This window comes from Acinetobacter sp. M5A5_2a (assembly GCF_053345265.1).
Map to the genome: position 1 here is coordinate 76951 of NZ_JBKEZV010000015.1, position 19871 is coordinate 96821.

General features: G+C 35.8%; 11 protein-coding genes. 7 read left to right on the forward strand and 4 right to left on the reverse strand.

From position 1 onward, the window contains the following. The first annotated feature begins 68 nt into the window (after positions 1-68). Positions 69-1490: an OmpA family protein gene (locus ACLBWE_RS18170; protein WP_005041917.1), complete on the forward strand. Its 1422-nt coding sequence runs from the start codon at positions 69-71 to the stop codon at positions 1488-1490. 102 nt (positions 1491-1592) lie between these two features. Further along, a complete protein-coding gene (locus ACLBWE_RS18175; RefSeq protein ID WP_447604193.1) occupies positions 1593-2372 on the forward strand; it encodes a Rossmann-like and DUF2520 domain-containing protein in 780 nt (259 codons plus the stop codon). 14 nt (positions 2373-2386) lie between these two features. Here the strand turns inward: ACLBWE_RS18175 and ACLBWE_RS18180 are convergent, their stop codons facing one another. Further along, on the reverse strand, positions 2387-3013 hold the full coding sequence (locus ACLBWE_RS18180; RefSeq protein ID WP_447604194.1) for a glutathione S-transferase family protein: 627 nt from the start codon (positions 3011-3013) through the stop codon (positions 2387-2389). 215 nt (positions 3014-3228) lie between these two features. On the opposite strand from ACLBWE_RS18180, the gene ACLBWE_RS18185 reads away from it, so the two are divergent. The 3 genes from ACLBWE_RS18185 (at position 3229) to ACLBWE_RS18195 (ending at position 13476) form a co-directional block, all read left to right on the forward strand. Beyond that, on the forward strand, positions 3229-4002 hold the full coding sequence (locus tag ACLBWE_RS18185) for a hypothetical protein (RefSeq protein ID WP_447604195.1): 774 nt from the start codon (positions 3229-3231) through the stop codon (positions 4000-4002). After that, on the forward strand, positions 3999-4982 hold the full coding sequence (locus tag ACLBWE_RS18190) for a hypothetical protein (protein WP_447604196.1): 984 nt from the start codon (positions 3999-4001) through the stop codon (positions 4980-4982). The genes ACLBWE_RS18185 and ACLBWE_RS18190 overlap by 4 nt, the downstream gene beginning before the upstream one ends. A gap of 202 nt (positions 4983-5184) precedes the next feature. Beyond that, the gene (locus tag ACLBWE_RS18195) at positions 5185-13476 is read left to right on the forward strand and encodes a putative Ig domain-containing protein (RefSeq protein ID WP_447604197.1); all 8292 of its coding nucleotides are present in this window, start codon (positions 5185-5187) and stop codon (positions 13474-13476) included. 127 nt (positions 13477-13603) lie between these two features. On the opposite strand, the gene trmB is transcribed toward ACLBWE_RS18195, so the two are convergent. Continuing rightward, positions 13604-14320: a tRNA (guanosine(46)-N7)-methyltransferase TrmB gene (trmB, locus tag ACLBWE_RS18200; protein WP_004642023.1), complete on the reverse strand. Its 717-nt coding sequence runs from the start codon at positions 14318-14320 to the stop codon at positions 13604-13606. Between the two features lie 145 nt (positions 14321-14465). Here trmB and ACLBWE_RS18205 point away from each other — a divergent pair, with 145 nt between their 5' ends. Beyond that, entirely contained in the window at positions 14466-16904 is a 2439-nt protein-coding gene (locus tag ACLBWE_RS18205; protein ID WP_447604198.1) for an ExeM/NucH family extracellular endonuclease, read from the forward strand. 207 nt (positions 16905-17111) lie between these two features. After that, the gene (locus ACLBWE_RS18210; RefSeq protein ID WP_003652661.1) at positions 17112-17723 is read left to right on the forward strand and encodes a glutathione binding-like protein; all 612 of its coding nucleotides are present in this window, start codon (positions 17112-17114) and stop codon (positions 17721-17723) included. 59 nt (positions 17724-17782) lie between these two features. On the opposite strand, the gene ACLBWE_RS18215 is transcribed toward ACLBWE_RS18210, so the two are convergent. Together ACLBWE_RS18215 and ahpF are read right to left on the reverse strand one after the other, a co-directional pair. After that, positions 17783-18127: a hypothetical protein gene (locus ACLBWE_RS18215; protein ID WP_005041903.1), complete on the reverse strand. Its 345-nt coding sequence runs from the start codon at positions 18125-18127 to the stop codon at positions 17783-17785. Positions 18128-18304: 177 nt separating this feature from the next. Continuing rightward, complete coding sequence (gene ahpF / locus ACLBWE_RS18220) at positions 18305-19870, reverse strand: alkyl hydroperoxide reductase subunit F (RefSeq protein WP_447604199.1); 1566 nt, start codon at positions 19868-19870, stop codon at positions 18305-18307. Position 19871 lies beyond the last annotated feature (1 nt).

The window sequence follows — 19871 nt, forward strand, 5'->3', positions numbered from 1 at the left end:
AGCAAAGAAGAACTATTTGAATAATCAAAAGTTGCTGGTTACGACGTATAAATTCGGGAGAATAACCAATGTCGATAAACCCTATAGAATTGCTTAAAGAAAAAGTATCTTCAATATTATTAGATGAACAGGATGGATACCTAGGCGAAAAATCGAATGCTTTATCTAAGTTTTATCCAATTTTACTTTCATTATTAGCTGCTAAACCTGATCTTATTGGACAATTGAAAAATAGTCTGGCTCCATCGTTATCCGATCTTTTTTCACATAATGATCAAATCAAGAATACCGTGCTTACTCATTTAAGCGGTACAGCACCAAATAATGAAATTGAAAGTACACTCAACAGCGCGATTAAACCCAGCCTTAATGCAATTTCAGATGTTGCCGGAAATGACCAGCAAAGTATTGTGAATTACTTGCGTCAACATGCAGAAACAATTCGTTCATATTTACCTGCATGGGCAGTGGGTCTATTAGCACCTTTAGGTGTTGGTGCAGGCTTATCTTCAGTTACACATTCAACTTCAACAGCTCCACCATTAGCCGCAGCCAGCGAAAAAACGGGTAAGTCTCGTGGGTTCTTGCCCATTATTGCTCTAATTATTCTGGGTCTTATCATTGCGTGGTTATGGCGTTCTTGCCAGCATAAAGAAGCTGTACCAGCACCAGAACCGTCGGCTGCAAGTGGTGTTGAAGCCGCTGCTGCACCTGCTAGTTTAACTTTAAGTACAGATGATAAAGGAGCAGTGAGTCAGTGTCAGGCTGGGATTGGCGACCAAGGCTTCTTGGCAACTCTACAAACAAATGTTAAAAAGGTTTTTTCGACAACTCAAGATTGTAATGTGGATACAAGCCAAACTTATGCGGCTTCATTTACAGACAAAGATGCACTTGCTGGTGTGCTTGGCGCATTAAAAGGCGTGCCAAATGCATCTTTAGAATGGGTGGGTGATAAAATTACTTTGAAAGCAGCTGATGCAGCAGCATTAGAAGCTTTAACTGCAAAAGTAAAAGCATTGGTGCCACATACTGAGGTTGTAGCCGCAGCACCAGTAACAGCTGAACAATCTGTGAGCAATAGCTTGAGTGCATCACAAACTGCTCTAACAGCAATTGACCCGAACAATGTCGATGTAAATGCTTTGGTGAAAGCACTTAACTTGCAAATTATTAATTTTGCGAGTGGTTCAAGTGACATCCCTGCGGATAACAAAGCTATTCTTGATCAAGCTGTAACACTTTTAAATAAAGTGTCTGGAGTGAAATTAAATGTTGGCGGTCATACAGACTCAACTGGTAATGCAGCTTCAAATAAAGCTTTGTCTCAACGTCGTGCTCAAGCCGTAGTAGATTATTTAACATCTAAAGGTGTAGACGCTTCTAAATTAGTTGCACAAGGTCATGGTTCTGATCAACCAGTTGCAGAAAATACAACTGATGAAGGACGTTTCAAAAACCGTCGCATCGAATTTTCAGTAGCTCAATAATGAAATAATTTATGAAAAATTATTGATTTTATTCATTTTGATTTGAAAAAAGCTTCTCATTTTGAGAAGCTTTTTTATAGAGATAAATATTGTTGGGTTAATATGAAAATCAGTTTGATAGGAAGTGGACGAGTTGCCTTTCATTTGGCACAGGCTTTATTGGCTCAAGGTCATAACATCGTACAAGTCTATGCACGTGATTTTGATAAAACCCAAAAATTTGCAGAGAAAATTCAAGCAAAAGCATGTCAGTCTTTACAGCAATTTCAATCGACCGAGCTCATCATTCTAGCGGTTTCAGATAGTGCAATTGCTGAGCTTGTAAAACAGGTTCATGAATTATTCCCTGACACTCTTATGGTTCACACCTCGGGTAGTACAGATATTGAAGTCATCAGTCATGTGCATGAGAAAGCAGGGGTGTTTTATCCTTTGCAGACTTTCAGTCTTGAAAGAGATGTTGACTGGACTGTAACGCCGTTGTTTGTTGAAGCAGTAGCAGATGTCGATCAGAAACTACTTTCTGATTTAGCAAATAGCTTAAGCAAACGAGTATATCAATACACCTCAAAGCAGCGTTTAACTTTGCATTTAGCAGCCGTATTTGCCTGTAATTTTAGTAATTATTGTTTTGATATGGCAAAGCAGATAGTGGATGCAGAGCAGGTGGACTTTAGTTTGCTTTATCCATTAATTGTGGAAACAGCAAAAAAAGCCACTGAAAATGATCCAATGCAAATGCAAACAGGGCCTGCAATGCGAGGGGATCAAAATATCTTAGCAATGCATCAAAACCTATTAGTTCAAGCAGAACGAGATGATTTAAAAGACATATATCAACTTTTAAGTGATGGCATCTTAAAACGCCATCACTCGGCTTAAAGCTTATTTAAAAATCAAGGTTCGCCGTTATTTCCCCATTTTAAAAAGCCCGCACGTTGATTTAAAAGTTCAAAATATTGGTCGACATGCCTAAGCGTTGGATGGTCAAAAGGCGTTGCCTTCCAGCGTTGTACAGACAGACCAATTGGAATATCGGCTAAGCTAAATTGTGAACCTGCAACATAGGCTTGAGTTGTTGCAAGTTGTTGATCGAGAATCTGCATATGACGATTCCAGTTATCAATACCTTGTTGTAATAAGTTTGGGTCTTGATGATCTGGTGAATGTCTCAGCAGAGACATAATGGTATAAGTCCAGCTGTTATTCAGCTCTATCGCTTGCCAATCAAGCCACTGGTCTACAAAAAATCTTTCTTTCGCTTGTGTAGGGTAAAGCAGATGTTCTTTGTCATAAGCATTTGCTAGATAACGTATAATACTATTGGATTGCCAAAGTACTAAATCACCATCTAAAACAACAGGAATTTGTCCATTGGGATTTAATTGTAGAAATTCAGGAGATTGTGTTGAAAGAACGCCTCTTCCCCAATCTTCTCTTTCATATTCAAGATTTAATTCTTCGCAGAGCCACAAGACTTTGCGAACATTAATAGAATTATCGCGCCCTAAGATTTTTAACATGTTGTTTTCTGACTTTTCGTGAGATTAAGTAAATTGAATGTAATACAAATTCTTTAGTTATTTAAGATTTAATAATAAAAAAGATCAGAGAAATATAATGGCTATAGAAGCTTAATTTTTTCATATTATCTATTCTGTTAAGATGGAAAATGTACAGACAGTTTTGTATAGTTGGTGTTAAAATAATGTATTGAAAATGAAAATATAAATTCTGAATGTATCTTAATTTTACGGTTATTGATCAAGAGAAGATCATTGGGGATGGCGTAATTCAAGTAGGTTGGTTTCTGGTAGATGATAAATCTGCCTTGCTTTATGAACCACCTTACAGAATGCGCTCAAAGTCTGAAACTAAGCATGCAAAGTCAGCAAGTCGTTGTCCTGCGGTATTACAACTCGAAAGTCGCTACTTCGTAGTGAATTGTCCTTTTGATTTTCATTTAAGATTTGCGCGAGATGCAAATGGAAAACCGACATTAGTTAATGTATTAGGCGACCAGTCACCTGTTCGAGCCAATAAATTACGTGAGTTGCTAACGTTGGTAAATGAAAATGAATGGCGTACACCTCAAGTGCCAATTCTCCAACTTAAATTACCCTATTGTTTTATAGCTGATGAGGTTGTGTATTTAACTCAACTCGATGCGTTTGGACATTACCGTAAAAATCCCTTACCTGGAACTATTTTTGGTGGGCGTTTCCCAATTCATATTTGGCCTAGACCATTAATGTGGGCTTTTGAATGGCACGATACATCAAAGGATTTAATTTTAAAACGTGGTGACCCTTTATTTTACTGCCAGTTTGACGGTTTTGACCCATCACGAACTGTTAAGTTAATTCAAGCAGAAAAAACACCTGAGCTTATGCATTATATTGAGCAAATATCAGGTGTTGTAAATTATATGAATCAGACATTTAGTTTGTTTGATGAAGTAGAGAAAATAAGGCCAAATATACTGCTTGAAAATAAAAGAGGTTGTAAATGAAGAAATATAAAATATTTTTTTTCAGTGTATTTGTATTTTTCTTGATATTTAAATTTTTGAATAACAAGTATCAAGAATATATAATTAATAAAAATGAAGAAAAAGGATTTTGTACAAGTGAGAATAAATATCTTACTGATGAAGAAAAATTAATAAATTTAAAAGCAGATTTTTTGGCTATAGAAATGGAGCATTGGATTAGAAACGGTCGTGAAGGATTTAATGTGGATGATCATGCAATGTATGTTTCTAAATTTAATTTTAATAAGGATGAAATTATTAAAGTGATAAGTAATTCAAAAATAGATAAAAAATTTGAAGATAATATGGGTGTTGTAGCAGTAGCAACAATGCAGGAATATTATAATAATAAATATTGTAAAGAAGATAAAAGAAGATGTAATGATTTAAAAGAAAATAAGAATAATTTAAAAAGTTTATGGACAAAAGATAATCGTGTGGATATTGGTTATTTGAAAAGTTTGCCAATGAATTATTCTATAATAATTTTAGGTGGAGTGGTTTATCCACTTTCAAGTTTAAAGAAAATAAGTAATAGAAATTATAGTGTAGAAGAATATTCATTTAATAAGCTTTGTTGTGATAATAAAGAAATTCTTAAAGCGATTAAAGCAACAGATTTAAAAATAGTAGGGAATATGAAAAGAATGAAAGAAGGTGAAAAGTTATATAGTACCAAAGAACCCCAACTAAATTTAGATCAAATTAACGGTGAAGATATTGATGATAACTATATTATGAAGTTGTATGAAAATTTAGCGCTTAATGAGCCTGTACAAATTCAAAAATACGGAATACGCATGAGTGTAGGTGTTCTAAGACGTGACAGGTATCCAACTGTTAGAAAAATATTAGTAACAGCATGCGGTACTATTTCAGAAGAAGAGCAAATATTTAACTCTAGTGAAACTCAAAGTGGCGAAGATATTTCATTAAGAAAAAGAGATAAACTATATTAATTTAAGATTTATCTGTTTTAAATGGTATGTTGATAATATTAATTTTATAAAATTTATAGATGATTTGTTGTATCTTTGGTTTGAGTTTTTAATTTAAATAATTTTATTTTGTGGTGAGGGGGTGAAAATTATCTTTTAAATTTCTTATTTTAGTTTTTAATTAATTTTTTTAAATATGATTATTTTTAGTTAAGGGGTGTATGTGAGTTCTCTTGTTAATATGTTCGAAATGATTGGTTATTATTTGTATGGGCAGCGTACAAAACCAGAAAATTTACTTGATGATAAAATTATTTCTTCTGATCGTGATAACTTGGTAACTGAAGCCCATATAAATTCAATTGAATTTATGACCACTGGAGCTGGGCGTTATGTAGGTTTGGGCAATTTTACAGGAGTAAGGAAGTTTTTAGCAGGTGAATATGCTGATAAACTAGAAGTTGGAAAAGTTTATAATACTGAGAATTTTTTTAAAGAGATAGGTTATCCTGGTTATCCTACTAATGAAAAAACTCAGCTTAGGGTTTTAAATTATGGTCTTGATACAAGTAGTATTGACTATGTTGATAGATCTTATGTGTTTGGTTCAATGTCATTTACTATTAATCCAGATGCTCAGTTTATTGTTGGAAAAGATGGATCTTTTCAAATTAAAAATATTTCAGTAATTCCTGTAGATGATAATTTTGATTATAAATCTGATAATGATATTGCTCAATTAACGAACTTACTTACGGAAGGAGCTATTGATCCATATCATATAGGAAAGACAGTAAAAATAGTATTTGATGGAAAAGACAAACTGCTGAAGATGGATCTTGATAAAAGTGATTTACAATCTCTAATAAAACAAGAAAATTATTTGCAAGGTTTAATTACGGAAGCTAAAGATTATTCATCATCTTTACCTAAAAATATACCTATTCCAGATGCTGGAAAGCTTTTAGAAGCATTAGAAATTTTAATTAAAAATGATATTATTAATTATGTAGATAATTCTGGACGTGCAATTATTTATGGTTCAAGTGAAAAAGATAATTTGAGCGATTTTGAGCTAACGAATTTAGTTTTACAAAAGTCAATTCTATTGAATATAGCTAATTTATCTTCTTCATTAAATCTAAATGCACAATTAGTTAACCTTATAAATTTGGCAAAGAGTTTATTAACTCAAAAAGGTATTGCTATTGTTTCTGGTGATGGAGATGATTCACTTACTGGAACAAAATATTCTGATACCTTATATGGTGGGAGCGATGACGATTCATTAAATGGTGCTGAAGATAATGACTACCTGAATGGTGGAGCGGGTAATGATATTTTAGATGGCGGAGATGGTGATGATAATTTAGTCGATGAAAAAGGCAATGATACCTATATTTTTAATGGAAATTTTGGACGCGATACTATCTATGATTTAGATGGTAATGGTCAAATAAAAATAGATGGTGTAACTCTTTCGGTCGGTGAAAAAATCAATAATAAACTATGGAAAAGTGCTGATGGACAATACTCGATAGCTTTAGTAGAAGACTTTGATGGTGTAGCTACAACGCAAAAATTGGTAATTAGTAAAGAAAATGACAACAACAGTATTACTATAAAATATTTTAAAAATGGAGCATTAGGACTTACCTTCGATGGTCTAGACGATGCTACTAATCCTCCAGCCGATACTTCGATTTATGCCTTTGGAACAGAAGGTAATAATATTATTTTTGGTGAACGTTATGTAGCAAGTTTTGAAGGAAATGATTTCATTCATTCGACCAATGAGAATGCTGTCATTATTGCTGGTGATGGTAATGACCTAATTTCTACAGGTGAAGGGAATGATGTTATTTATGCTGGAATAACTGTTTCTGAACAAGATAGTAATATTATATTTTCTGGTAGTGGGCGAGATCAAGTTTATGGAGGGGTAGGTAATGATATTATTATGACCTCAAATAGGCTAAATGCTGCAAAAGAGTCATTATTAAATCAAGTAGGAAATGCGAATGCAGGGCTTACAGATGTAAATAAAGAATATAATATTTTGAACTTTAATTTTGAATTGAATTTAGATGATAATAATAAATTTTCATATTATATAAATAATAGCTTAGGTCAAACTAAAGAACAGATCCTTCCTTCTTTTGATATTTACTATACAGGGAAAAGTGGTAAATATTATATTTACAACTTTATAGAAGCGTTAAACTATGGTCATGGTTATTCTGGAAGTGACATTGCTTATGGTGGGGCAGGAAATGACATTATTTTAGGTTCATCAGATACAGATTTTCTCTATGGTGAAGTAGGAGACGATGCCGTTTATGGAATGGATGGCAAGGATTATTTATATGGGGGAGAAAACAAAGATACCTTATATGGTGGTGATGGTAATGATCAACTTGTTGGTGGGCAGGGGGATGATGAGCTTACTGGTGGATTAGAACGTGATGAACTTTATGGTGGCGATGGTGATGATATTATCGAGGCTGATTTAAGTGATTTAGAAGGTACCTCAGCTCCACCAGTTGAACCTAAAAGTTATAGCCGTTTTGGTCATGATCTTGTTTATGGTGGTGCTGGAAAAGATCGCATCTGGGGAAATTTAGGGAATGATGAAATTTATGGCGAAGATGATGATGATGAAATTTATGGAGATCATCATGCTCTAGCTGGGGATTTACACGGTGAAGACTATTTATATGGTGGGAATGGTAATGATCAAATTATTGGTGATGGCGGAAAAGATACGATTCGAGGTGGGAATGGTGATGATTCAATATCAGGAGATAGTGGTGGTTTAGATGGCAAATATCATGCTGATGATAATATTGAGGGTGAGGAGGGAAATGACAAAATTTGGGGACAAGGAGGGAATGATACGATCAATGGTGGTGATGGTGAAGATATAATTTCAGGAGATGATATTAATTTAGATGGTCAATATCATGGTGAGGATAGTATTACTGGCGGTAATGGAAACGATTCAATCTGGGGAGAGGGTGGTTCAGATACGATATATGGTGGAGATGGCGAAGATTATATAGAAGGTGATGCAGCCAATATAGATATTCAATATCATAAAGATGACATGCTCTATGGAGATAAAGGCAATGACAGAATTTATGGAGATGGTGGTAGAGACATAATATATGGTGGAAATGGCAACGACTATATACAGGGTGATAATAATCAGATAGATGCCTCATATCATAAAGATGACGTACTCTATGGTGATGACGGAAATGATGTCATTTGGGGAGATGGTGGGGCAGATCAGCTTTATGGTGGGGCTGGTGATGATTACCTTGCAGGAGATAATAAAAATTTTGCTGTTGAATACCAAGGAAATGATCAGCTTTATGGAGGAAGTGGTAGTGATACGCTTTTGGGATTCGATGGAGATGATATTTTAGACGGAGGCATGGACCGTGACAATTTATATGGTGGAAACGGTAATGACACTCTGATCAGTCGTGAAGGTGTAGAAGACTCACTCTTTGGTGGGACTGGTGATGATAACTATTATATACAGGTCAGAAAAGCAGAAATAAAAATAGGCGATAATTTAGGAAATAATCATATTTACTTTGAAGGTGATTTTGATCTTTCAAAAGTAAATATTGTCAAATATACCAATGCAACTGAACTAAAAGTTGCTGTCCACAATCCGGAAGAACCCTTTAGTCAATTTAAGTTAGTATTTTTTGATAATCAGGAAATTCCTGCTACTGAGGGTGGGTTAATTAAAGATGAATATGATAATCCCATAAAAGGTGGTTATGATATTTATATGCATTTTAATCAAAAACTTAATTACGATGAAACATTTAGTTCATTACAAAATACTATACCACAAGTTATTCATCTAGATACCTATTTAAAAGAAAAGGCTGGATTAAGTTTTCATTTTTGGGAGGGTAACTGGGGTGGAGTTTTTGCACCATTTATGATTTTTACAAATGGAAAAATCATAAATGACCAATTAATTTTTGAGGGATCATTTCTAAATGATGATCTGGATATAACTACAATTAGAAATAACGTAACACAATATGGACAATATCAGGCGAACGAATATCATCTTCTTAAAGGGAACGATAAAGCTCAGGGTTCCGCCGAGCAAGATATCATTTATGGGGGTGAGGGAAATGATACTATTCTTGGACAAGATGGAAATGATCAAATTTATGGTGATGAAGGTGATGATCAACTGGATGGTGGTCAAGGTGATGATCAACTAATTGGAGGGATTGGTAATGATCAATTATTTGGAGAAGAGGGAGATGATTTTCTAGATGGTGGCGAAGGTAATGATATATTGCAAGGTGGCATAGGAAAAGATAAATATACTTTTGACATAAATAGTGGATTAGATACCATTGATGATTTAGATGAAAGTATTATCCAGTTTAATAATATTTCACCAACTTCAATTAAATTAAGTATGGTTGAAAATGATTTAAGAATTTATTATTCATTGGAAAAATATATAACATTAACTGATTTTGATACAAGGAAGAATTTAAAGAATATTCAGTTTGATCAAGAAAATTGGGATTATAATAATATTCTATCAAAAATATTAATTATAAAGAATGGTACATCTGGGGATGATGTTTTATTTGCAACTACAAGTTTGTCAAATGAACTAAATGGACGTGAAGGGAACGATAAATTAATAGGTAATAAAAATAGCTATTTATATGGTGGTGAAGGGAGTGATACTTTAGCTGGAGACACAGGAAGTTATTTATATGGAGGTAGTGGGTATGATTACTATACTATTGAAGATGGTATAAGATCAGATTATAGGATTCATGATGAAGATGGTTTGGGGTTGTTATATTTAAATAAGTCTGTACTGTGGGAATTTGCTAGGTCTGGTAACTCTAGTGTTGCTACACATACATTATTAAAAGCAAAATATGATATTAGTTCTGGGGTCATGTCTTTTACAAAAGATGGTAATAAATATTTTTCTTTACTGGAACTATATGATAAAGAAGACTTTGATAGAGTTGGTAATTTAGATGTAACAATTCAAAATGTAGATTATTACTCCTCAGGAACACTTGCTTACTCAACAGGAATTACGAATGTTAAATTAATAGATATAATAAGTGGAACCAATACTGATTATTACTATACAGATTTTGATGATTATATAACTAGCTTGGTAACTCAAAGAGAAGTGCCATTATATTCTAATGATAGTTATATTTATGCTGGTAGTGGAAATGACAAAGTTGAAATAAATAATAATCTTACTGCTGTATATGGGGGGGATGGGAGTGACTCGGTAACTATACGTTCCGGAGATGTATACGGCGGGCAAGGTTCAGATGTTATCAATATTATGACAATAGGGGACGTATACGGTGGTGAAGGTTTAGATATCATTAATATTATTGACTCTGGAAATGTATATGCAGGTGACGGAGATGACTCAATAATCATAAATAGTGGTTTTGTCAATGGTGGTAGTGGTGATGATTTAATAAAAATTAAAAGTGGTAGTGCATATGGTGGTGAAGATAATGACTCAATAATAATAGATAATGGGGTTGCCTATGGTGAAGGTGGTAATGATAATTTGTCTGGAAGTGCACAGTTATATGGGGGTATAGGGGATGATATTCTAATTGCAAAGTCTGATGGCGCATATATGGATGGCGGAGAAGGTACAGACATATTATGTGGTAACTCTGGTAATGATACATATATTATAGATGAGCTAGATAAACTCCAATTAGATAATGAAACTGGAGGTTATGACACACTTATCTATCGATATGATATAGGTAACGTAGATTTAGACAATAGTCAATTTGAAGCAGTGGAGTTGTTTGGTTTTAGCCATAGTTATTTATTAGGTAATACTGCAAATAATAACCTTATTGGTAATATAGGTAATAATTATATCGATGGCCGTGCAGGTAGTGACTATATGCAGGGTGGCTTAGGTAATGATTATTATGTTGTTGATACTACAGAAACCATTGAAACTGATGATAATGGTAACACTTACACCATAAACGGAGATCAAGTTGTTGAAGATATTGATGGTGGAATAGACACTATTGAGCGTTGGCAAGATGCTCGTTTTATTGGTCAGGATGAAAATGGAAATCCAGTATTAACAGATAGTTATAAAATATTAGAAAATAATATAGAAAATCTGATTTTAAAAGGTAATGCTAAAACAGGATTTGGTAATGATCTTGATAATATCATTGTCGGAAATGAGCATGATAATTATATTGATGGTTTAGCAGGAAATGATACTTATATTTTTAGCCGAGGTGGTGGTACCGATACCTATAGCTTTGAAGATAATATTGATGCTGTAAATATATTAAAAATTCAAGGTTATTCAGCTAATGATGTATCTGCTCAAAAATATGGCGATAGCGTATATCTTAGTTTTAAAGGTACAAATGATCATATTTGGCTTTCAAATTATTATGCTGTAGATACCGAAGATACAACATATAAAATGGACCAGATTATTTTTGACTCTGGAGACGTTTGGGGCACCGATAATATTGATGCATTGGTTAATAGAGCTTTAACAAACCATGCCCCAACTGTGAATGCAGCTATACCTTTAATTACAAGCAATCAGGAAACTGAGTTTAGTTATAAATTCGCTAATAATATTATTGTTGATCAAGATAGCTGGGATTCTTTAAGTTACAAAATCACCTTAACAACTAAAGATAGTAGTGGGCAATATCAAGCTATCCCATCATGGTTAAGTTTTGATGCGACAACACAAACTTTATCTGGAAAACCACCTACAAATGTGACTGGTAACTTATCTTTCTTTTATTGGGGAACGGATATGTTTGGTTATGGGACCGCAACTTCATTTAATTTAAAAGTTAGTCCACCGAACCAGGCACCTACACTATTAAATGCAATTGCAGATCAAAGTGTGACTGATGCTAAAGTATTTAGCTATACCATTCCTGCAACAACGTTCAAAGACCCTGAGGGCGATACATTAACGTATTCAGCTACCTTAGAAGATGGTTCTCCATTACCATCTTGGTTGAGTTTCAACCCAACTACGAGAGTGTTGAGTGGTACTTCTCCTGATAACACAGTGCCGCTAAATATCAAAATCACAGTAAAAGATATAGCTAACCAATCTGTATCTGATGTGTTTAAGCTAACATTTATTGTTCAAAATCAAACAATAAATGGAACAAGTAATGCTGATACTTTATATGGGGCTTCAGGGAATGACACCATAACAGGACAAGCAGGTAATGATATTCTTTATGGACAATCCGGAAATGACACTTTAAATGGTGGTACTGGTAACGACACCATGTATGGTGGAAAAGGTGATGATACTTATATTGTGGATAGTACAGCCGATGTTATTAGTGAAAGTCTTAATGAAGGTTCAGATACTGTTCAAAGTAGTGTTACTTATACATTAGTAAATAATGTGGAAAATCTCACATTAACCGGAACAACTGCAATCAATGGAACAGGAAATATACTGAATAACATCATAATCGGGAATAGTGCTATCAATACTCTATCAGGAGGTGCAGGTGATGACTATTTGGATGGTGGTACAGGCGCTGATAAATTACTGGGTGGGATAGGTAATGATACATATATTGTTGATAATACAAGTGATGTAATTACTGAAAACGTTAATGAAGGTACGGATACTATTCGAAGTTCAGTTTCCTTAACATTAGGTAATAATGTAGAAAATTTAATCCTGACTGGAACAAGTGCTATTAATGCTACGGGTAATACACTCAATAATGTAATGACTGGTAATAGTGCGATTAACACTTTAACAGGAGGTGCAGGTGATGATTATCTGGATGGAGGAGTTGGTGCTGATAAATTACTGGGCGGTATAGGTAATGATACTTATGTAATTGATAATTCTGGTGATGCATTAACTGAAAACACTAATGAAGGCATAGATACTGTTCTTAGTTCTATTACATATACATTAGGAAGTAATTTTGAAAATCTAACCTTAACTGGTTCAACTGCCATTAATGCAACAGGTAATACATTAAATAATACACTTACTGGTAATAGTGGAGTGAATATTTTAAATGGTGGAGCAGGTAATGACACTCTAGATGGGCATGGTGGAAATGATCAATTTACTGGTGGAACAGGATCGGATACAGCACTATATCAATTATTAGTTGAATCTGATGCTCTTGGTGGAAATGGTACAGATATTTGGTCTGATTTTACTATGGGTAATACGACTTCAAATACAAATGCAGACAAAATTGATATTGGCGATTTATTGATTGGTTATTCAGGCACTTATAATTTTACTAGTTTAGAACCATTTATAAAAACGGTTGTGAGTGGTTCAAATACACAGTTGTATATTGATAGGGATGGAGTAGGAATGACGTATAGTAGTTCACTGTTGTTAACATTGAATAATACAAACGTTAATTTAAATGATCTGATCAATAACCAGCAAATTATTATTTAAAAATTAGGGTGATAAGACCAAAAGTATTTTGGTCTTTATCTTAACTTTCTAAATAATTCCAAAACATTAAGGGCATTAAATACTAATATTTAATGCCCCCATTTTTTCGCTATCTGGTAGTCAAATTTTACTTAATCTTTTTAAAGATAAAGTCATTAATTTTATGGCCTGACTCAATACCACGGCGTTCAAACTTAGTTACCGGACGCCAGTCTGGACGAGGGTAGCTGTTGCCTTTACCAGCCAAGTTTTCAAGGTCTGGACGGTTGTCTAATACATCTAACATCCATTCTGCATACGGTTCCCAATCTGTTGCAGCATGGAACGTACCGCCAAGCTCAAGCTTTTGTTCAACCAATGGCATACGCTCATGGGCAACGAAACGGCGTTTAAAATGACGTTTCTTTTGCCAAGGGTCTGGGAAGTAAAGTTGTACGCAGTTAATACTGTTGTCTGGCATTTCACGTAGAACCTGAATCGCGTCTGCATCAAGTACACGTAAGTTTTTAACTTCTGCTATACCTGCTTCATATAGGCATTGAGCAATACCAGGTACATGCACTTCAATACCCACATAGTTACGTTCAGGATTTGCTTTTGCCATAAGTACTAACGAACGACCCATACCAAAACCGATTTCAACAGTTAATGGACGCTCTGGGTGTTCGAAGTGTTGACGTAAGTCGCCAACAGGATATTCCAAAATTAAATCGCGATGTTGTTCTAATGCCGTGCGTTGAGACGTATTAAGTGGTGCTGAACGACGCATAAACGTCACAATTTCACGGTGTTCAGGCAAATTGTCTAAGTCTGCAATTTGCGTTTCTAACTGATCGATCGACATAACCTTGGCAATATTGAAATTCAAATGCGGTATTTTAAGTCTTCATGTGATCAAGTCAAATGTTTCGGTGTTTTTCTTCATGTAGATGTCATGATCAATATTTACTCTAAGAGACTAATTAAAACTCATATGAACACTTTTACTCATGAAAACTTTTCAATTAAGAACACTTTCAGTCTTTTTAAGTGCATTAGGTGCATTTTCATATAGCTCAGTTGCTCAAGCACAGCTCATGTTTAGTCAATATGTTGACGGCAGTAGCAATAAAAAAGGCTTGGAAATTTATAATCCAGATGGCACTACAGTCAGTTTAGCTGATTATGAGATTCAACAATTTAATAATGGTGGTACAGCAAAGACAGTGGCTTTTCGTTTACAAGGCACACTCGGGAGTAAGCAGAAGTTTTTAGTAGGCCGCTCAGAGTTGCAAACTGAACTTGGTAGTAAAGTAAATCAGGTCGCTGCTTTATCTTTTAATGGAGATGATGCGGTTGTACTTGTTTATAAAGGTACGCCTGTAGACCGTTTTGGTCGTATTGGTGAGCGTCCAGCAGCGGGATGGGGGACGGCAGTTTCAAGCTTGGGAAATAGTTTTAAGCGTATTGAAACAGAGAACCCAGCTTTAAGTGTTGATGCAACCGCAGCATTTGATTTGGACCATTCATGGTCGGCATGGACAAACCGAAATGACTTTTCAAATTTATCAGGTTCTACAACTCAGCCTCCTGTTGAAACAGTAAGTTGTTCAAGCTCAGATACAGCCATTGCTGACTTGGCGGCAGCAACGCAAGACCAGACTTATACTGTGCGTGGTGTGATTACAGCTGACTATCGTTATGCCAATGGATTCTCTGGTTTTTATGTTCAGACGCCAGACACTAAAGCACGTGCAAATGTCAGCAATGCGATTTTTGTTTATATTCCAAATAGTAGCGCTGTAAAAGGTGGGCAAGTTGGCGATGAAGTTATTTTGCGTGGTCGTTTAACGTCTTATCAAAATCAGCTACAGATCGATCAATTACAACAAGATATTCAAACCTGTAATAGCAATATGGCAAATCAGGTTCAGCCGATTAGCCTTGAACTTCCATTTTCAAATTTAACTGGTGGATCGACCAACTCTCCACAGCGTTATCAAGGTATGTTGGTCAAATTACCTCAGACTTTAACGGTGAGCGAGAACTATAATTATGGTCGTTATGGTGAGTTGTCGCTGAGCTTAGGCCGCTTATATATTCCAACCAACTTATACCCAGCATTATCTCCAGAAGCTAAGGCTCTAGCTCAGAAAAACTTATTATCAAAAATTATTTTTGATGATGGCTATAACAATCAAAACCGTACGCCATGGTTACCAAGCAATTTTAGTGCTGCTAATACGCTACGTTCGGGTTATCAACTTAAAAATGCTGAAGGTATTTTAGAATACCGTTTTAATGGTTGGCGTGTTCAACCTGTGCTTGGGCGCAATCAACCTGAGGTTCTTACTCAATCAAACCCACGTCAAAGTGTCCTTACCAAAAATGCCAATCACATTCGTGTAGCTTCATTTAATGTTTTGAACTATGACAATGGCGCAACAGGTTTTCCAACAGAGCGTGGTGCGACAACGCAAGCTGAGTTTGATAAACAGCATCGTAAAATTGTGAGTGCACTCAAAGCGATTGACGCCGATGTATACGGTTTGATGGAAATTACTAACAATGGTTATGGCCCAGACAGTGCTATTGCCCATTTGACCAAAGCTTTAGGTAGCGATTGGAAATATGTGGTTCCTGAAAATTTAGATCGTTTAGGTGGTGATGCAATTGCTGTGGCTATTATTTATAACAGTAAGCGTGTTAAACCTCTAAATAAGCCTGTTGTACTTGATTTGGGCGATAAGAACCGAACAACTTTGGCGCAAAGTTTCCAAGCGGTTCGTGGAAATAAAACGTTTACTGTTATTCCAAACCACTTGAAATCGAAAAGCTGTAGTGGGGTCGATGCTAGCTCTACTGACGCAGATCAAAAAGATGGTCAAGGCTGCTGGAACCCAACTCGTGTGAAAGCAGTTGATCAAATTGTGCAATGGTTAGCGAAAAATCCAACTCAAGTGCCTAAGCAAAATGCTTTACTTGTAGGGGATATGAACAGCTACGCAAAAGAAGAACCTATTTTGTCGTTTGAAAAAGCGAATTATAAAGTTTTACTTAATGACGCTAAGGTAGGTCAGGGTACTCAGGCGTATAGCTATGTGTATGGTGTTGCGAGTGATGCCAACGGTAATGGTGGAGCTGGTAATTTAGACCATGCAATTGCTGATGCAGCTTTATATCCAAAAGTAGTCAGAACCTTTGTATGGCATATCAATGCAGATGAGCCAACAGTTCTAGATTACAACGAAGAATATAAAACGGATGAGCAGAAGGCATTGTTCTATGGTGAAGATGCTTATCGTTCGTCGGATCATGACCCTGTAATTGTCGATCTAGATTTAAATGGAAAAGACTCAAGCCATTCTGATGATGATAAGAAAAATGGTATTTTTGATTTCTTATCTGAATTAATGAACTGGCTTAGCCAGCTTTTTAAACGTAATTAACGGAAAAATTGCGTGACGCAAATGTGTTTTATCATATTTTAAACAATCGTCACGCAAGACAACTTGCAAGGAATGACTTTTTCAAGAATATTAGATGGTGTAAGTATTTTATAAGTTTACGCTTTTTTACAATTAAAGAATTGTGCAAACCTTGCAGGTTTTCTAGAAGCAATTTAAAACGTTAATATGAGATAACAAGGATCAGATATGAAATTATATTATTCGCCAGGCGCATGTTCTTTAGCTGCACATATTATTTTAAATGAAATTAATGTTGATTTTGACTTAGAACGGGTAAATTTAAAAACACATAAAACAGAAAAAGGCGCAGATTATTACGAGATTAATCCAAAAGGATATGTACCAGCTTTAGAAATTAATCCGGGTTTAATGTTAACTGAAAATGTTGCGATTTTACCGTTTCTTGCTCAGCACGACCCTAAGCAGGATTTAATCCCTCCATCAGGGATGGGCCGTGCGAAAGTATTAGAGTGGTTGGGGTATTTGAACTCTGAATTACATGATGCTTATGCAGTTTTCTTTGGGGCGCCTTTAACAACTGATGAAAAAACCAAAGCTTATGCAGAAATTGATCGTCTTTTAAAATATATCGATAATTATTTGGCTGAATCTGATTATGATTATTTGGTAAATGATAATTTTGGCCCAGCAGATGCTTATCTATTTGTTTTAACAAACTGGTCAAATTCAATTGAGCATGATTTAACACCATATAAACACATTATTGCACTACGTAATAAAGTAGCAGAGCGTCAATCTGTACAAATTGCGATGCGTGATGAAGGCTTAATTTCATAAAAGATTTTAAAAGCCAAAAAAAGCCCCTAATAAATAGGGGCTTTTTTTGTTAAAGACAATTAGTGTTGAGCATCTTTTTTTACTTCAGCAGCGGTATTTTCAACAGCTTGAGCTGTATCAGCAGTTGCTTTACGAGCAGTCGCTTCAGTTTTTGCAGCAGCTTCAGCGGTTGCATCAGCAGCATGGTCAGTTGCAGCATCGATTTTTGCAGTAGCATTATCGGTTGCAGTAGCAATATCGCTTGCAGCTTTGTCACCAGCAGATTTGATATCTGCAGTTGCTTGTTGAGCTGCATTTTCTAAGTGTTCACCCGTTGTCGCACCTGTTTCTGGAGCTTTATCTTTATTACATCCAACAAGAGCAACGGTCGCAGCAAGACCTAAAGCAACAAGTAATTTATTCATTGTGTTTTTCCTTCTAATTTATGGCATCCAAAATTATGGATGTCTAAAATATAAACATAAACTAACTGATTAATAAAGATCGAAAATTGTTAAAGAGTTGTAACGCTAATATTAAAAAAGCCTAACATTTTGTAATGCTAGGCTTGGGTTAAATCGTACTGGTGGTTTGACTAAATTTTACTGTCCAGAACGGATGATGTAATCAAAGGCAGAGAGTGATGCTTTAGCGCCTTCACCTGTGGCAATAATGATTTGTTTGTACGGAACCGTAGTACAGTCACCCGCAGCAAACACACCTTTCACATTGGTTTCGTTGCGATCATTTACAATGATCTCGCCACGGTTGGTTAACTCAAGCTCACTGTCTTTTAAGAAGTCAGTATTTGGGAGTAAACCAATCTGTACAAAGATCCCTGCAAGCTCAACCACATGCTCTTCATCAGTCGCACGATCTTTATATTTAAGACCAGTCACTTGTGATCCGTCGCCTAACACTTCTGTACTTAAAGCATTCATAATCACAGTGGTGTTTGGCAAGCTATGCAATTTGTTTTGCAAGACTTGGTCTGCACGTAGTTTAGTGTCGAACTCAACTAAAGTCACATGCTCAACAATTCCCGCAAGGTCAATTGCAGCTTCAACACCAGAGTTACCACCACCAATCACAGCAACACGTTTGCCTTTGAACAAAGGGCCATCACAGTGTGGGCAGTATGCGACACCACGAGTACGGTATTCTTGCTCACCCGGTACATTCATTTCTCTCCAACGCGCACCTGTTGAAAGGATCACTGTTTTCGATTCAAGCTTTGCGCCGTTTTCAAGTTCAACCTCAACCAGACCATTTGCAGTTTGATCTGCACCAAGGATTTTGCTGACACGTTGCAGGTTCATGATATCAACATCGTATTCACGAACATGTGCTTCCATTTCGGCAGCAAACTTAGGACCTTGAGTTTTTTGCACAGAAGTGAAGTTCTCAATGTCCATGGTATCCATGACCTGACCACCGAAGCGTTCAGCCACGATACCTGTGTTAATGCCTTTACGTGCTGCATAGATGGCAGCTGTTGCACCTGCAGGACCACCACCAATCACTAACACATCAAACACATTTTTGGCATTAAGCGCTGCTGCATCTTTTTCAGCAGAGTTGGTGTCGAGTTTTGCCACAATCTCTTCAAGGGTCATACGACCTTGACCAATGTGTTCATTGTCTTGGAAGACCATTGGAACAGCCATGATTTTGCGTTGTTCAACTTCGTCTTGGAAGAATGAACCATCAATCATGGTTGCAGTTGTGTTCGGGTTATAAATTGCAATCAGGTTAAGCGCCTGTACCACGTCCGGACAGTTATGACAGCTTAGCGATACAAACACATCAAAGTCAGCTTTGAGGTTTAAACCTTTAATCTGGTTGAGCACTTCATCAGACACTTTAGGAGCATAGCCAGACACCTGTAACAGTGCCAAGATCAAAGATGTAAACTCATGGCCCATCGGTAAGCCGGCAAAGAACACACGAGGTTGTTCACCTACTTTAGCCACACCAAAGCTTGGACGACGTGTATTGTTGCCATCAAAACGGGCAGTGACCTTATCAGAAAGTTCAGCAATTTCGCTAACTAGCTCTTTAATTTGAGCCGCTTTATCTGATTCATCCAAAGCAGCAACTAATTCGATTGGACTTTCTAAACGTTCTAGGTAAGCTTTTAATTGAGTTTTAATGTTTTGATCTAACATC

Bases quoted from the DNA above. Each gene is read 5' to 3' on its own strand.
- ACLBWE_RS18170 (WP_005041917.1), top strand. From the start codon at position 69: ATGTCGATAAACCCTATAGAATTGCTTAAAGAAAAAGTATCTTCAATA.
- ACLBWE_RS18175 (WP_447604193.1), top strand. From the start codon at position 1,593: ATGAAAATCAGTTTGATAGGAAGTGGACGAGTTGCCTTTCATTTGGCA.
- ACLBWE_RS18180 (WP_447604194.1), bottom strand. From the start codon at position 3,013: ATGTTAAAAATCTTAGGGCGCGATAATTCTATTAATGTTCGCAAAGTC.
- ACLBWE_RS18185 (WP_447604195.1), top strand. From the start codon at position 3,229: ATGTATCTTAATTTTACGGTTATTGATCAAGAGAAGATCATTGGGGAT.
- ACLBWE_RS18190 (WP_447604196.1), top strand. From the start codon at position 3,999: ATGAAGAAATATAAAATATTTTTTTTCAGTGTATTTGTATTTTTCTTG.
- trmB (WP_004642023.1), bottom strand. From the start codon at position 14,320: ATGTCGATCGATCAGTTAGAAACGCAAATTGCAGACTTAGACAATTTG.
- ACLBWE_RS18205 (WP_447604198.1), top strand. From the start codon at position 14,466: ATGAAAACTTTTCAATTAAGAACACTTTCAGTCTTTTTAAGTGCATTA.
- ACLBWE_RS18210 (WP_003652661.1), top strand. From the start codon at position 17,112: ATGAAATTATATTATTCGCCAGGCGCATGTTCTTTAGCTGCACATATT.
- ACLBWE_RS18215 (WP_005041903.1), bottom strand. From the start codon at position 18,127: ATGAATAAATTACTTGTTGCTTTAGGTCTTGCTGCGACCGTTGCTCTT.
- ahpF (WP_447604199.1), bottom strand. From the start codon at position 19,870: ATGTTAGATCAAAACATTAAAACTCAATTAAAAGCTTACCTAGAACGT.